Here is a 14,479-nt window from a genome sequence, read left to right as displayed (position 1 = left end):
TGATGACTTCCGCCACCCGGGCGCAAACCGGTCGTTGGGGTGTCATACGTGATCAAGAAGGGATCGTTCATGACGCTGCCCCCCGCCCGTACCGGCTCCGCCCCGCGCCCGACGCTCCTGCTCACGGGCGGTGCGGGGGTGCTCGGCCACGCCCTCATCGACGAACTGGCCGCCGACCACGAGCTCGTCTGCCTGCGGCGCCGCAATCCGGTCGGCGACCCCCGGGTCCGCGAGATCGCGGGCGACCTGCTCGCTCCCGGCCTCGGACTCACCCCTGCCGAACGCGCCGAACTCGCCGACCGCGTCGACGTGGTGCTGCACTGCGCCGCCGAGACCGACTGGCGCCGCACCCCCGGCGAGATCCGGCGCGCCAACGTCTCCGGCACCCGCAACCTGCTCGCCTTCGCCGAGCGGGCCGAAGCTCCCTTCCACTACGTGAGCACCGCGTTCGTCGCCGCCGAGCTCCGCGACCGCGACCGCGAGCGGTTCCCGGGCGCCGCCGCCTACCTGGAGTCCAAGCGGGCCGCCGAGCAGGCGGTGCGCGAGGCCCCGGTGCCCGGCGTCATCCTGCGGCCCGCGCTCCTGCTGGGCGACTCGCACACCGGGCGCAGCAGCGGCACCCGCGGCCTCGTCCAGGCCCTCGGCTCGCTCGTGCTCGGCCGGATGCCCGTCCTGCCCGGTGACGCGCGGACCCGCGTCGACCTGGTCCCGCAGGACCACGTAGCCCGCGCCGCGGCCGGCCTGATCCGCGCCGGAGTGACCGGCGGCGAGTACTGGCTCACCGCTGGCCCGCAGGCGCTGCCGCTGGGGGAGGCCGTCGAGCTCTGCCTGGACTTCGCGGTCGAACAGGGCCTCGTACGGCCGGCTCCGCCCCGGCTGGTCCGTGAAGAGGTCGCGCACCGGCTGCTGCGCCCGGTCCCGGGCGGGACTCCGGCGGCGCCGCCCACGCGGGCCCGGTTCCACCACCGCGCCGAGCTCTTCCTGGCCTTCCGGGACGCACCGGCCTTCGAGACCTCGTTCGGCCCGCCCGACTGCGGTCCGGCCGTCACCCGCGACGGGGTGCGCGCGGCGCTCGTACGCAACCTGCGGACCTGGGCCGAGAGCCGCTCCCGCCTGCTGGCCGCGAGCCGCACGCCGATCCCGGCCCCCGTACGGGTGGGGGCGGTCCGGGAGCCGGCGACCTGAGCGCGCCCTCCCGAGCCGGCGGCCGCCGCGCGGTCACCGGCCCCGGCTGCTCCGGGTGCCCGGGCCGGCCGGGCCGAAGTCGCGCGCGAAGGCCTCGCGGAACCCGGGCCGGTCGACCGCCCGTTCGAAGGCCCGCGTGGCGCGGGCGAGCGAGGCCTCCCGCTCCTGGGCCGAGGCCAGCTCGGCGAGGTAGGCCGGCAGGCTCAGTCCGCGTTCCGCGGCGAGCGCGGTGAGCCGGTCGTGGACATCGGTGTCGAGCTCGACCGCGGTGGTGTCAGCCATGCTCCGAGTATGCCGTGCCCGCCGCGGAGAACCGGGGTGAAAGGGCGTTCTGGCGCCCGGGGTGCGCGAGCGTCGCGCCGCCGCGCGCGCCCGGCCGGGGCGGAGCCGGTCAGACCGGCGCCGCGGCCGGTTCGAGCAGGCGGTCGCGCAGGGCCGAGACGAGGGCGTCGTCGACGCCGAGCGACCCGGTCGCGTAGTCGTGCACGGAGCCGTGCTCCCGGGCCAAGGCGCCCAGGAACAGGCTCATCACCGCGGCGGGCGCCTGCCCGTACCCGGGCCAGACCGGCTCCCCGGCGGGACGGTCCGCCCGCCGGTCGGCGAGCAGCCGCCCGGTCGCGCGTCCGGTGAGCGCGAAATCGTCCACGACGTCCCGCTCGGCCACCCCGAGCAGCGTCAGCACCAGCGCGGCCAGCAGACCCGTGCGGTCCTTGCCGGACGCGCAGTGGAACACCGCCGGCCCGTCCCGGCCGGCCAGGAGCCGCAGGGCCCGGCGGAGCTCGTCGACGCCGTCGTGCGCCACCTCCAGGTAGCGCTCGGCGAGGTAGGGGCCCGGATCCACCTCCGGGCCGAGCGCCGCCTGGTCGTAGGGCCGGGGCTCGATGCTGAGGTGGTGGTACGCGAGGGACGGGTGCTCGGGTACCCGGCCCTTCGCCTCGATCTCCCACGGGTACCGCAGGTCGATGACCGTCCGGACGCCCAGGCCGAGGAAGAGCTCCCAGTCCGCGCCGCGCAATTTGCCCAGGGAGTCGGCGCGGTAGAGCCGCCCCCACCGCACGGTCCGCCCGTCGGCGGCCGAATAGCCGCCCAGGTCACGGAAGTTGTGGACCCGTTCGAAGGGTATGTGTCTGTTCACGACCCGGCAGCCTGCGCGCAGTGCCGACGCCCGGCCGGGGTCAGGGCGGGGGCAGGCGGATGCGGGCGGCGACCGGGAGGTGGTCGCTCGCCGTCGGGGGGAGGGCGCGGATGTCCAGGACGGTCGCCGAGCGGGCCAGGACCTGGTCGATCCGCGCGAGCGGGAAGGCCGCGGGCCAGCTGAGGGCGAAGCCCCGGCGCGGCGGGGCGGCCCGGGAGGTGACCGGCGCCAGGCCGCGGTCCTGCGCCGTGCCGTTCAGGTCGCCGAGCACGACCACCGTCTCCCGCTTCTCGGCGGCGAGGGCCGCGCCCAGCAGGACGGCGCTCTCGTCACGGAAGCCGGACCCGAACCCGCCGGGCCCCAGGCGCACCGAGGGCAGGTGCGCCACGTACACGGCGATCTCGCCGCCCGGCGTGGCGGCGGTGACCCGCAGGCCCCGGTTCCACCCCTCGGGGATGCCCCGCGGCCTGATGTCCACCCGACGGGCCTGCGAGAGCGGGTACTTCGACCAGAGCCCGACGGAGCCCTCGACCACGTGGTGGGGGTAGTCGGCGGCCAGGGCCGACGCGTACAGCGGCAACGCGGCCGGCGTCAGCTCCTCCAGGGCCACCAGCTGCGCACCGGCCCCGGTCAGGGCGCGGGCGGTGCCGGCCGGGTCCCGGTTCTCGTCGCCGACGTTGTGCTGGACGGCCACCAGCTCGTACGGCCGGCCCCCGTCGCCCCCGCCGCCGGAGGCCGGCAACAGCAACGGGCCGAAGAGGTACGCCCACACCGCCGCCGGCAGCAGCACGGCGACGGCCGCGACGGCCGAGCGCCGCAGCAGGGCCAGGCCGGCCAGCACCACCACCGGCACCCCGAGCCAGGGCAGGAACGCCTCCAACAGGCTCCCCAGCCGCCCGACGCCGTTGGGCACCGCGGAGTGGAAAGCCAGCAGCAACGCCGTCAGTACGGCGCACGCCGCGAGGATCCGCCCGCGCACCCAGGACCATCCGCCCCCCACGCCCCACCCCTTTCGCACCAGCCGTCCCGGCAGCCCGCCGGGCCCCACCGCTTTCCAGGACGCCCGGTGCGCCGGTCGGGTTCCCGTACCCCTCCCGGCCGCGGCCGTCCGGGGTCGCTCTGCTCCGTCCGAGTTGTCTTGACGTGCCCGTTCGGCCGCAAGACCGAGTTTATGATCATCAGCTCGGCTCCCGATCGCTTTGATGCCGTCATCCGGCCGTGTGAGATCTGGGAGGCTGCGTGACCACGTCCCGAACGCAACGAGGGCTACGGGCGAGGCCGGTCGGCCGCACCCCCTTCACCAGGGCCTGGGGCGCCGTCGCCACGGCCACGGGCGTCATGCTCCTCGTCGCGGCCGCGCCGGGCGCAGGGCCGGAGCCGGAACCGGGCGAGGCGCCCCCCGGCCGCGGCGCGGCGCACGCCGCGGTCACCCTGCTCGTCGGCAGGGCGCTGGACGACGGGCACGGGGACACCGAGCGCTGGTGCGCCGTGCACACCTTCCGGCCCGCCCTCTGCACGGCCTGGCGCGAGCAGCGCGTCGTGGCCGCCTCCGCCGGCGTCGGGACCGTACCGCGCCGCCCGCCCGTCGGCGACGCGGCCCGGGCCGCCGAGTCCGACTCGCTGCCGACCGACGCCGGCGCGCCGCTGGAGATCTCCCTCGCCGACCAAGGCCGCCTCACCGACGTGACCGTACGGGACGGGCGGGGCCGCCATCTGGCCGGCGCCCTCGGCCACGACGGGACGCGCTGGCTCAACACCGAGCCGATGCGGGCCGGGGAGACCTACACCGTCCAGGTCGGCGCCCAGGACGCCACCGGATCGCCGGTCGGCGTGACCATGACCTTCCGGACGGCGCCGCCCGCCGAAGGGGACCGGCTGACCGTCGCCTTCGGCCCGCGCCCGGGGACGTACGGCGCGGGTCAGATCGTCACCGCCGCCCTCAGCCGTCCCGTGCCCGCCGAGGACCTGGTGGCCCGCGCCCGGCTCGAACAGGCGCTCCAGGTGACCTCCGAGCCGCACGTCGACGGGGCCTGGCACTGGGTCGACGACTCCACCCTGCACTTCCGGCCGCGCACCTACTGGCCCGCGCACACGGAGGTCCGCGTCCGCAGCGGACTCGACGGGGTGCGGGTCGGCGAGCACGGCTACGGCGGGCCCTCCGAGGGCCTGGAGTTCACCGTCGGCGACCGGATCGAGGCCGTCACCGACGCCGCCGCCCACGAGATGACCGTCCGGCGCAACGGGCAGGTGGTCCGCACCATCCCGGTCACCACCGGCAAGGAGGGGTTCCGCACCCGCAGCGGCATCAAGGTCGTGCTGGGGAAGGAGGAGAAGGTGCGGATGCGCGGCGACTCGATCGGCATCAAACGCGGCACCACCGAGTTCTACGACCTGCCCGTCCGCTACGCCACCCGGGTCACCTGGAGCGGCGAGTACGTCCACGCGGCGCCCTGGTCGGTCGCGTCGCAGGGCGAGGAGAACGTCAGCCACGGCTGCACCGGCATGAGCACCGAGGACGCGGCCTGGTTCTTCGGCACGGTCCGCGAGGGCGACGTCGTCGAGGTCGTCAACAGCGGCGGCGAGAAGATGGCCCCCTTCGACAACGGCTTCGGGGACTGGAACCTGGACTGGCGCGCCTGGCTGGCCGGCAGCGCACTGGCCGCCCTGGACGGCCACCCGCACGACTCGGCGTCGCCGCCCACCCGGCTGCACCCGAGCACCTGACGCGGGCGGCCCGGGCGGGCGGTGCGGGCGGGGCGCGAGCGGCCGCCCGGGCGGGCGCGGCGCGCGCCCGCCGGCCGCGCTACTCGAAGCGCGAGGTGTCGCCCGCCCCGCGGCGCACGATCTCGGCCTCGCCGCTGGAGAAGTCGATGACCGTGGTCGGCTGGGTGCCGCAGTCGCCGGAGTCGACCACGGCGTCCACCACGTGGTCGAGCCGCTCCTTGATCTCCCAGCCCTGCGTCAGCGGCTCGTCCTCACCGGGCAGCAGCAGGGTGCTGGAGAGCAGCGGCTCGCCGAGTTCGGCGAGCAGGGCCTGCGTGACGACGTGGTCGGGGATGCGGACGCCGACCGTCTTCTTCTTGGGGTGCAGCAACTGGCGCGGCACCTCCTTCGTCGCCGGGAGGATGAACGTGTAGCTCCCGGGGGTGGCGGCCTTGATCGCGCGGAAGACGTCGTTGTCGAAGATCACGAACTGGCCGAGTTGCGCGACGTTCTCGCAGACCAGGGTGAAGTGGTGACGGTCGTCCAGGTTCCGGATCGACCGGATGCGGGAGAGGCCGTCCCGGTTGCCGAGCTGGCAGCCCAGCGCGAAGCAGGAGTCCGTCGGGTACGCGACGAGCGCGCCGGAGCGGACGAGGTCGGCCACGCTGCCGATGGTGCGCGGCTGCGGGTTGTCGGGGTGAACGTCGAAGTACTTGGCCATCCGACGAGCCTACGGGACCCCGCGAGGCCCGCCGCACGCCCGCTACCGCCGAACAGAGGAGCCGGGGGTCTCCGTTCGGGGGAAACGGGCCCCCGGGACCCGGCTGGGGCCGCGCTGCTGCCGAAGGAACGGGGACGGCCCCTGCCGGGGTCGTGCGGCGCCCCGGCGCCGCTACGGCAGTAGCGAGGAGATCTCACGTGTCGCGTGTTCGGAAGAGTGCGGGTCTTGTCCTGGCGGTCGGCCTGATGGTCCTGGGCGGAGCCTCCGCGGCCTCGGCGGACGCCGTCGCCGACGGCATCGCCGCGGGCTCGCCGGGTGTGCTGTCGGGCAACCTGATCCAGATCCCGGTCCACGTCCCGATCAACGTGTGCGGGAACAGCCTGAACGTCATCGGCCTGCTGAACCCGGCCTTCGGCAACACCTGCGTCAACAGCTGATCCCGCGGTCCCCGTCGGGGCCGGCCGCCACTCACCGTGGCGGCCGGCCCCGACGGCCCCGGAGGCCGGCCCCTCAGCCGGCGGACGCCCGCAGGGACGCCGTGTGGGCCCGTACCTCGGCCGGAGTCAGATAGGTGTCCGTGTACTCGAAGTCCCGCAGCGCCGGCGGCCTCGCCCGCTGGAAGCCGGTCCGGACGAAGTCGTCCCCGGCCATCGCGTTGAGCAGCCAGTTCGTCATGACCCGGGTCTTCGCCACGTTCGTCCGCAGCGCCGACCAGTGGTAGCCGCGGGCCACCGCCTGGGCCGGGAGCCCGCGCAGCGGGATGCCCAGCGGCTTGGAGACGGCGTCCGTGCCCCCCAGGTCGACCACCAGGCCCAGGTCCTTGTGCACGTACGGCCGCAGCGGCTGCCCGCGCAGCGTCGCGATCAGGTTGTCGGCGACGGTCCGGCCCTGCCGCTGGGCGTGCTGCGCCGTGGGCGGGCAGATCGCCCCCTCCTTGCCGCCCGCGAGATCGGGCACCGCCGCCGCGTCACCCAGCGCGAAGACGCCGGACGCGCCCGGCACGGTCAGCTGCGGCGTCACCACCAGCCGCCCGCGCTCGGTCTCCTTGTCCAACGTGGCGATCAGCGGGCTCGCCGCCACCCCTGCCGTCCAGATCAGCGTCCGGCACGGCAGCACCCGTCCGTCCGTCAGCGTGACCTCCTCCGCACCCGCCTTGGCCACGCTCACCCCGAGGGACACCTCGATGCCGCGCCGCCGCAGGATGTCCAGGGCAGCCCTCCCCAGGGATTCGCCGAGCTCGGGCATCAGGCGCGGGGCCAGGTCCACCAGGTGCCAGCTGATCTCGCGCTCGTCCAGCCGCGGGTAGCGCTTGACCGCGTGATGGGTCAGCCGCTGCAGGCAGGCGGCCGTCTCGGTGCCCGCGTAGCCCCCGCCCACCACGACGAAGCACAGCCGCGCCGCCCGTTCGGCCTCGTCCTGGCTGGCGTCGGCCAGGTCGAGCTGGGCGATGACGTGGTCGCGCAGGTACGCGGCCTCCGCCAGGGTCTTCATCCCGCGCGCGTGCTCGGTGAGCCCGGGGATGTCGAAGGTGCGGGTGATGCTGCCGGGCGCCAGCACCAGATGGTCGTACGCCCGGTCCGTCACCTCGCCGGTGATGGTGCGAATGACGCAGACCTTCGCCTCGGGGTCCACGCCGATCACCCCGCCCGGCACGATGCGGGTCCGGTGCCGGCTGCTGCGCCGCAGCGAGACGGCGATGGACTGCGGCGTCAGCACCCCGGACGCCACCTGGGGCAACAGCGGCAGGTACAGCTGGTAGGAGGTCGGCGCGACCAGGGAGATCTCCGCCTCCTCCGGGGTAAGCCGGCGTTCCAGCCGGCGCACGCACTCCACGCCGGCGAAGCCGGCGCCCACCACGAGAATCCTCGGTCGCGCCACGGTTTCCGTCCTCTCTCGGGCCTGCCCGGTCCACGCGCCCCTGCCCCGTCCGGCGGGCTCTGCACCCCCGGACACCCGGAAGCGGCGGATTCGGCCGGAACATCCCGGTCCACTCTGCCACCCCGCCCGCCGGGTGGCAGAGTGGACGGCATGTGCGGCCGATACGCCTCCACCCGCGGTCCCGCCGACCTCGCCGACCTGTTCGACGTGACCCGGCGGGACCCGGACGAGGTCCTGGCGCCCAGCTGGAACGTCGCTCCGGCCGACCGGGTATGGGCGGTACTGGAGCGCGCCGACCGCGACAGCGGCGCCGTGGAGCGCGGGCTGCGGACCCTGCGCTGGGGGCTGGTGCCGTCGTGGGCCAAGAGCCCGGCCGCCGGAGCCAAGATGATCAACGCCCGGGCGGAGACCGTGCACGAGAAGCCCGCCTACCGCCGGGCCTTCGCCACCCGCCGCTGCCTGCTGCCCGCCGACGGCTTCTACGAGTGGGAGCCCGTGCCCGCCACGGACGGCCGCAAGGCCTTCAAGCAGCCTTACTTCATCAGCCCCGACGACGCCTCGGTGATGGCCATGGCCGGGCTCTACGCCTTCTGGCGCGACCCCGGCGTGGCCGACGCGCACGACCCGGCCGCCTGGCTGGCCACCTGCACCATCATCACCACCGAGGCCGTCGACGCGGCGGGGCGCGTCCACCCCCGGATGCCGCTCGCCATCGCCCCCGCCCACTACGGGGCCTGGCTCGACCCCGGCCGGCAGGACCCCGACGAGCTGCGCGCCCTCCTCGGCACGCCCGCCGGCGGCCACCTGAACGCCCGGGCCGTCTCCACCGCCGTCAACGACGTCCGCCACAACGGCCCCGAGCTCCTCGCCGACGCGCCCTGAACCGCCCGTAGGCCCCCGCGTTGCGGCCCGGCGGCGGGCGGGGGAGGGTCGGTAGGCGACCCGCCCCCAGGGAGGACCCGAGCCATGCCCATCGCCACCGTGAACCCGACCACCGGCGAGACCCTGCACACCTTCACCGCGCACACCCCGGAACAGGTCGAGCAGTGCCTCGCGGAGGCCGCAGCGGCGTTCGCCCACTACCGCACCACCGGCTTCGCCGAGCGCGCTGCCCTCCTGCTGCGGGCCGCCGACCTGCTGGAGGCGGACAACGAGGCCATCGCCCGGACCATGACCACCGAGATGGGCAAACCGATCGCCGCCGCCCGGGCCGAGGCCGCCAAGTGCGTCAAGGCCATGCGGTGGTACGCCGCCCACGCCGAGTCGCTGCTCGCCGACGAACACCCGGCCCCCGGCGACGTCACCGACTCCGGCGCGGCCTCCGCCCGGGTCCGCTACCGGCCGCTCGGAGTCGTGCTGGCCGTCATGCCCTGGAACTTCCCGCTCTGGCAGGTCATGCGCTTCGCCGCGCCCGCCCTCATGGCGGGCAACACCGGTCTCCTCAAACACGCCTCCAACGTCCCCGGCACGGCCCTCTACCTCGGCGAGCTCTTCCAGCGGGCCGGTTTCCCGCGCGGCTGCTTCCAGACCCTGCTCATCGGCTCCGACGGCGTCGAGAAGGTCCTCCGCGACCCCCGGGTCGCCGCCGCCACCCTCACCGGCAGCGAACCGGCGGGCCGGGCCGTCGCCGCCGTGGCCGGGGACGAGATCAAGAAGACGGTCCTGGAACTCGGCGGCAGCGACCCCTTCCTGGTCCTGCCCACCGCGGACGTCGCCCGCGCCGCGCAGACGGCCGTCACCGCGCGCGTGCAGAACAACGGGCAGTCGTGCATCGCCGCCAAGCGCTTCATCGTCCACACCGACGTCTACGAGGAGTTCACCGCGGCCTTCACGGCCGCGATGGCCGCGCTCACCGTCGGCGACCCGATGGACGAGGCCACCGACGTCGGCCCCCTGGCCACCGAGCAGGGCCGCACCGACCTGGAGGAACTCGTCGACGACGCGGTGCGCCACGGCGCGACCGTCCTGTGCGGCGCGGGCCGCCCCCCGGGCCGCGAGACGGGCTGGTTCTACGAGCCCACCGTCCTCGCCGGCATCACCGACGCCATGCGCATCGACCAGGAGGAGACCTTCGGGCCGGTCGCCACGCTCTACCGCGTGGACAGCCTGGACGAGGCCATCGCCCGCGCCAACCACACGCCCTTCGGGCTCAGTTCCAACGTGTGGACCGGGAGCGACGAGGACGTGGAGCGCTGCGTCCGCGACCTCCAGGCCGGCGGGGTCTTCGTCAACGGCATGACCGCCTCGCACCCCGCCCTCCCCTTCGGCGGCGTCAAGCGCTCGGGGTACGGGCGCGAGCTGGCGGGGCACGGCATCCGCGAGTTCTGCAACGCCACCACGATCTGGCGGGCGGCCCCCTGAACCGCTGCGGTGACCCGGCCGCCGCAGCGGCCGGCCCCTGAAGCGCCGGGCGGCGCGAACGGGACGGCGCGGCCTTCGTATCATCGGGTCGCGCCGGGGTCCGCCCGGCGCTCGAACACGGGGGAGCGTGGACCATGGGGAGCGCGAGGGACGGCGCCAGGATCGCGGTCGTGACGAGCGGGCCGGGCATCGAGGCCGATGCCGACCTCCCGCTGATCGTCGAGGCCCTGCGCGCCGAAGGACTGGCCGCACGGCCGGTGCCCTGGGACGCCGACGCCACCGTGTGGGACGGCTTCGACCTGGCGCTCATCCGGTCGACCTGGGACTACTCCCAGCGGCTCGGCGAATTCCTGGCCTGGACCGACACCGCGGCCCGCGCCACCCGCCTGCGGAACCCGGCGCCGGTCGTGCGCTGGAACAGCGACAAGCGCTACCTGACCCGTCTCGCCGAGCGCGGGGTCCGCGTGGCACCGACCCGCTTCCTCGAACCGGGCACGCCGTACGACGTCGCGGACTTCGACCGGCCCGGTGGCGTCGTCGTCAAACCCGCCGTCTCCGCCGGCGCCCGCGACACCGCCCGCTACGAACCCGGCCACCACGCGGACGCCGCGCGCCACGCCCGGATGCTGCTCGACCAGGGCCGCACGGTGATGGTCCAGCCGTACCTGCGCCGCGTGGCGGAGGGGGAGCGGGCGCTGGTCTTCTTCGGCGGTGCGTTCAGCCACGCGATACGCAAGGGGCCGCTGCTCACCGAGGCCGGGGTCATCGACAACCAGCGGGTGGCCCACCCGGGCATCACCCCGCACCCGCCGACCGAAGCGGAAATCCGCACCGCGCGCGCCGCCCTGGCGGCGATCCCGTCGCAGGCCGCCCCCCTCTTCGCCCGGGTCGACCTGGCCCTGGACGAAGACGGCGAACCGCTGGTCATGGAGCTGGAACTGATCGAACCGAACCTCTTCCTCAAGGACAACCCCCAGGGCCTGCCCGGGCTGGTCCGCGCCGTGACCGCCGCGGTCGGGCCGGCCTGACGCGGCCCCGTCCGAACGGGGCGTACCGGCGCCGGGGCCGGAGCCGGTCCGCCCCGGGGGCGAGCGGGTCATCGGTGGCCGGTTGCCGGTATCCGCAGGGGCGGCGCGGGCCGTGGGGTGCCCGCGCCCGGCCGGCCCGCGCGGCGCGGACTACGATGCGCGGCGCCGTCCGAACTGCTGAACCCGGGCCCGGTGGGGCATCCCCGACGCCACGACCGGGCACCCAGCACGGGTGAGTCCTCCCGTACTGCGCCCCGCGCCGCCGCAGGCCGACACCCGGCCCGGCCGCGCACTGCTCGCCGGATCGGCCGGCAACTTCGTCGAGTGGTACGAGTTCGGCGTCTACGGCTGCTTCGCCACGGTCCTCGCCGGCCACTTCTTCACCCCGCACGCCGGTTCCCCCGGCGGCGCGGGCCCGCTGATCGCCACCTACGCCTCCTTCGCCCTGGCCTTCTTCTTCCGCCCCGCCGGAGCCCTGCTCTTCGGCCGGCTCGGCGACCGCGTCGGCCGCCGCCCCACCCTGGTCCTCGTCATCGCGCTGATGACCCTCGCCACCACCCTGATCGGCCTCCTGCCCACCCAGGCGACGATCGGCGCCGCCGCGCCCTGGCTGCTCACCCTGCTCCGGGCCCTGCAAGGCCTCAGCGCCGGAGGCGAGTTCGGCGGCGCCGTGGCCCTCATGACCGAGTACGCCCCACCAGGCCGGCGCGGTCGCTACGGAGCCTGGCAGTCCTTCACCGTCGCCCTCGGCCTGCTCGCCGGAGCCGGGACCGCCGCCCTGCTCGCCTCGGCGCTCACCCCGGCCGCCCTGACCGCCTGGGGCTGGCGCGTACCGTTCCTGCTGGCCCTGCCGCTCGGGCTGGCCGCACTGTGGCTGCGCACCGGCCTGACGGAGCCCGCCCTGCCCGGAGCCGTCGGCCCGAGCGCGGCGCGGCCGCCCGTACCGCAGGCCCCGCACCCGGCGGACCCCCCGGGCCCCGGCCGCTCCGTACCGCAGGGGTCCGCCCCGGCCGACACCCCGGCCGACGCCGCGCCCGTCTCGGCCCCCGCCGGACCGGGCGCGGAGCGGTTCGCCACCGCCCGGGCCGTCGTGCTCGGCGTCGGCCGCGTGATGGGCTGGTCGGCGGCCGGATACACCTTCCTCGTCGTCCTGCCGTCCTACCTCCAGGCCACCCTCGGCGCCTCCCTCAGGGACGCCCTGGCCGCCACCGCCTGCGCCAACCTCGGCTTCGCCGCCTCGATCCTGCCCGCCGGCCGGCTCAGTGACCGCGTCGGCCGCCGCCCCGTCATGCTGGGCGGCGCCCTCGCCGTCGTCCTCCTCGCCCTGCCGCTGCTGCACCTGCTCCAGGACCCCGCGGCCGGCTCCGTCACCAAGGCCGCCGCCCTGGCCGGTGCGGGCGCCACGGTCGGCCTGCTCGCCGGACCCGGCCCCGCCATGCTCGCCGAGATGTTCCCCGCCCGCGTCCGCTGCACCGGCCTCGGACTCGCCTACGCCCTGGCCAACGCCGTCTTCGCCGGCTGCGCGGGACTCGTCATCACCTCCCTGACCGAGCTCACCGGCGACCCCGACATCCCCGCCCACTACGCCGCCGGAGCCTGCGCCCTCAGCGCCCTGGCCCTCGCGACCCTGCGCGGCGACGACCACCGGAAGCCCCTGCGATGAGGGTCCTCGGCCTGATGTCGGGCACCTCCCACGACGCCGTGGACGCCGCTGCCGCGCACCTCACCCTCGACGCCACGGGCGAGACCCTGCGCCTGACCCCGCTCGGCATGGTCAGTGCCCCCTACCACGCGCGACTGCGCCGCGCCCTGGCCGCGGCCCTGCCGCCCGCCCCGACCACCATGGCCGACGTGTGCCGCCTCGACACCGGCATCGGCCGCGCCTTCGCCGACCTCGCCGTGCGCGCCGACCGCGAACTGTGCTCCGGCCGCACCGATCTGATCGCCTCGCACGGGCAGACCGTCTACCACTGGGTCTCCGCCGGCCGGGTCCGCGGCACCCTCCAGCTCGGCCGGCCCGCATGGATCGCCGAAGCCACCGGCCGCCCCGTCGTCGCCGACTTCCGCCCCGGCGACGTCGCCGCAGGCGGCCAGGGCGCGCCCCTGGTCGGGCTGATCGACACCATGCTGCTGCGCGGGCGCCCCGGCGTCCCCGCCGCCCTGAACATCGGCGGCATCGCCAACCTCACCGCCCTGCCCGCCACGGGCACCCCCGTCGCCTTCGACACCGGCCCGGGCAACGCCCTGCTGGACGCGGCCGCGCACGAGGCGACCGGCGGCCGCCTGGGCTACGACCACGACGGCGCCCTCGCCGCCAGGGGCCGCGTCCACGAACCGCTGCTGCGGCGCCTGCTCGCCGAGCCGTACTACCGGCTGCCCGCGCCCAAGACCACCGGCAAGGAACTCTTCCACCCCGGCTACCTGCGCACCGTCCTGCACGGCGCCGACCGCCCCACCACCCCCGACCTGCTCGCCACCCTCACCCGCCTCACCGCCCGCACCGTGGCCGACGCCCTGCGCCCCCTCGCCGCCACCGAGGTCATCGCCTCCGGCGGCGGCACCCGCAACCCCGTCCTGATGGCCATGCTCCGCGCCGAACTGCCCGCCCGCACCACCCTGTTGACCTCCGACGCCCTCGGTCTGCCGGTCGCGGCGAAGGAGGCGTACGCCTTCGCCGTCCTCGGCTTCCTCACCCTGCACGGCCTGCCCGGCAACGCCCCCGACTGCACCGGCGCCGAAGGGCCGCGCGTCCTCGGCTCCCTCACCCCGGGCCGGCGCCCGCTGGAGCTGCCGCCCCGCCCGCCACGCGCCCCCGCCGCCCTGGTCGTCGACCGGCCGCCAGGGGGGTGACATTCCGGTCGGGAGCCGCTGTTACCGTACGGACATGCGCGCTCCCATCGGTCCCTTCGAGCAGGCCCGCCCCGCGGCCGACTGCCTCGCCGACCTCACCCGCCCCGTCGCCGAAGCGGTGCGCGGCCTCCACGCCGACGACGCCGCCGGAGCCGACGAGGTCCTCTACGTCGACACGGACCCGGCCATCGCGGACACCGCCGCCTTCGTCGCGCACTACGGACCCGAGCTGCTCGGCCAGTCGGCCAACTGCGTCGTCGTCGCCGCCAAACGCGGCGGCGAGACCACCCTCGCGGCCTGCCTGGTCCCCTCCGCCGGCCGGATCGACGTCAACGGCGTCGTGCGGCGCCACCTGGGCGCCCGCAAGGTGTCCTTCGCCCCCATGGCCACGGCGGTCGAGCTCACCGGCATGGAGCACGGCGGCATCACCCCGGTCGGCCTGCCCGCCGACTGGCCGCTGCTGGTGGACCCTGCGGTCGCGGACATGCCGTACGTACTGGTCGGCAGCGGCAGCCGCCGCGGCAAGCTGATCGCCCCCGGCGCGTTCTTCGCCCGGCTGCCGCGCGCCGAACCCGTCGAGGGCCTCTGCGTCCAGGACCCCGCCTGAACCGGACGGCG

At 75.7% G+C, this 14,479-nt stretch carries 14 protein-coding genes; 9 read left to right on the top strand and 5 right to left on the bottom strand.

The genetic code is table 11. The features are described from left to right. Positions 1-69 precede the first annotated feature (69 nt). Entirely contained in the window at positions 70-1,185 is a 1,116-nt protein-coding gene (locus CP968_RS00990) for an SDR family oxidoreductase (RefSeq protein ID WP_150516179.1), read from the top strand. Between the two features lie 33 nt (positions 1,186-1,218). Here CP968_RS00990 and CP968_RS00985 read toward each other — a convergent pair whose 3' ends face one another. The 3 genes from CP968_RS00985 to CP968_RS00975 form a co-directional block, all read right to left on the bottom strand. Then, positions 1,219-1,467 carry a ribbon-helix-helix domain-containing protein gene (locus CP968_RS00985; RefSeq protein ID WP_150516178.1) on the bottom strand — a complete coding sequence of 83 codons (249 nt, stop codon included), beginning with the start codon at positions 1,465-1,467 and terminating at the stop codon, positions 1,219-1,221. Positions 1,468-1,576: 109 nt separating this feature from the next. Next, the gene (locus tag CP968_RS00980; RefSeq protein WP_150516177.1) at positions 1,577-2,320 is read right to left on the bottom strand and encodes a tyrosine-protein phosphatase; all 744 of its coding nucleotides are present in this window, start codon (positions 2,318-2,320) and stop codon (positions 1,577-1,579) included. 40 nt (positions 2,321-2,360) lie between these two features. Next, on the bottom strand, positions 2,361-3,320 hold the full coding sequence (locus CP968_RS00975) for an endonuclease/exonuclease/phosphatase family protein (protein ID WP_229886793.1): 960 nt from the start codon (positions 3,318-3,320) through the stop codon (positions 2,361-2,363). 239 nt (positions 3,321-3,559) lie between these two features. Between CP968_RS00975 and CP968_RS00970 the strand changes: the two genes are divergently transcribed. Next, on the top strand, positions 3,560-5,044 hold the full coding sequence (locus CP968_RS00970; protein WP_229886792.1) for a L,D-transpeptidase: 1,485 nt from the start codon (positions 3,560-3,562) through the stop codon (positions 5,042-5,044). A 79-nt stretch (positions 5,045-5,123) separates the two neighbouring features. On the opposite strand, the gene CP968_RS00965 is transcribed toward CP968_RS00970, so the two are convergent. Continuing rightward, complete coding sequence (locus tag CP968_RS00965) at positions 5,124-5,744, bottom strand: L-threonylcarbamoyladenylate synthase (RefSeq protein WP_150516176.1); 621 nt, start codon at positions 5,742-5,744, stop codon at positions 5,124-5,126. A gap of 245 nt (positions 5,745-5,989) precedes the next feature. Between CP968_RS00965 and CP968_RS00960 the strand changes: the two genes are divergently transcribed. Next, entirely contained in the window at positions 5,990-6,181 is a 192-nt protein-coding gene (locus CP968_RS00960; RefSeq protein ID WP_150521620.1) for a chaplin, read from the top strand. A 73-nt stretch (positions 6,182-6,254) separates the two neighbouring features. Here the strand turns inward: CP968_RS00960 and CP968_RS00955 are convergent, their stop codons facing one another. After that, a complete protein-coding gene (locus CP968_RS00955; RefSeq protein ID WP_150516175.1) occupies positions 6,255-7,622 on the bottom strand; it encodes an NAD(P)/FAD-dependent oxidoreductase in 1,368 nt (455 codons plus the stop codon). A gap of 150 nt (positions 7,623-7,772) precedes the next feature. Between CP968_RS00955 and CP968_RS00950 the strand changes: the two genes are divergently transcribed. From CP968_RS00950 to CP968_RS00925, 6 genes are all read left to right on the top strand, one after another. After that, a complete protein-coding gene (locus tag CP968_RS00950; RefSeq protein WP_150516174.1) occupies positions 7,773-8,504 on the top strand; it encodes an SOS response-associated peptidase in 732 nt (243 codons plus the stop codon). An 84-nt stretch (positions 8,505-8,588) separates the two neighbouring features. Further along, a complete protein-coding gene (locus tag CP968_RS00945; protein WP_150516173.1) occupies positions 8,589-9,983 on the top strand; it encodes an NADP-dependent succinic semialdehyde dehydrogenase in 1,395 nt (464 codons plus the stop codon). A 134-nt stretch (positions 9,984-10,117) separates the two neighbouring features. After that, the gene (locus CP968_RS00940) at positions 10,118-11,011 is read left to right on the top strand and encodes an ATP-grasp domain-containing protein (RefSeq protein WP_150516172.1); all 894 of its coding nucleotides are present in this window, start codon (positions 10,118-10,120) and stop codon (positions 11,009-11,011) included. Positions 11,012-11,243: 232 nt separating this feature from the next. Further along, positions 11,244-12,674 (top strand): MFS transporter, encoded by a 1,431-nt coding sequence (locus CP968_RS00935; protein WP_150516171.1) that lies wholly within the window; start codon positions 11,244-11,246, stop codon positions 12,672-12,674. Then, complete coding sequence (locus CP968_RS00930; RefSeq protein ID WP_150516170.1) at positions 12,671-13,861, top strand: anhydro-N-acetylmuramic acid kinase; 1,191 nt, start codon at positions 12,671-12,673, stop codon at positions 13,859-13,861. The genes CP968_RS00935 and CP968_RS00930 overlap by 4 nt, the downstream gene beginning before the upstream one ends. Before the next feature lie 34 nt (positions 13,862-13,895). Continuing rightward, entirely contained in the window at positions 13,896-14,468 is a 573-nt protein-coding gene (locus CP968_RS00925) for a YbaK/EbsC family protein (RefSeq protein WP_150516169.1), read from the top strand. Positions 14,469-14,479 lie beyond the last annotated feature (11 nt).

The sequence above is a fragment of the Streptomyces subrutilus genome (assembly GCF_008704535.1).
GTDB lineage: Bacteria > Actinomycetota > Actinomycetes > Streptomycetales > Streptomycetaceae > Streptomyces > Streptomyces subrutilus.
This window is presented reverse-complemented; position numbering and strand designations above follow the sequence as displayed.

Excerpts from the sequence above, each read along its gene's own strand:
- CP968_RS00990 (WP_150516179.1), top strand. The coding sequence starts at position 70 with ATGACGCTGCCCCCCGCCCGTACCGGCTCCGCCCCGCGCCCGACGCTC.
- CP968_RS00945 (WP_150516173.1), top strand. The coding sequence starts at position 8,589 with ATGCCCATCGCCACCGTGAACCCGACCACCGGCGAGACCCTGCACACC.
- CP968_RS00965 (WP_150516176.1), bottom strand. The coding sequence starts at position 5,744 with ATGGCCAAGTACTTCGACGTTCACCCCGACAACCCGCAGCCGCGCACC.
- CP968_RS00940 (WP_150516172.1), top strand. The coding sequence starts at position 10,118 with ATGGGGAGCGCGAGGGACGGCGCCAGGATCGCGGTCGTGACGAGCGGG.
- CP968_RS00960 (WP_150521620.1), top strand. The coding sequence starts at position 5,990 with ATGGTCCTGGGCGGAGCCTCCGCGGCCTCGGCGGACGCCGTCGCCGAC.
- CP968_RS00925 (WP_150516169.1), top strand. The coding sequence starts at position 13,896 with ATGCGCGCTCCCATCGGTCCCTTCGAGCAGGCCCGCCCCGCGGCCGAC.
- CP968_RS00930 (WP_150516170.1), top strand. The coding sequence starts at position 12,671 with ATGAGGGTCCTCGGCCTGATGTCGGGCACCTCCCACGACGCCGTGGAC.
- CP968_RS00985 (WP_150516178.1), bottom strand. The coding sequence starts at position 1,467 with ATGGCTGACACCACCGCGGTCGAGCTCGACACCGATGTCCACGACCGG.
- CP968_RS00950 (WP_150516174.1), top strand. The coding sequence starts at position 7,773 with ATGTGCGGCCGATACGCCTCCACCCGCGGTCCCGCCGACCTCGCCGAC.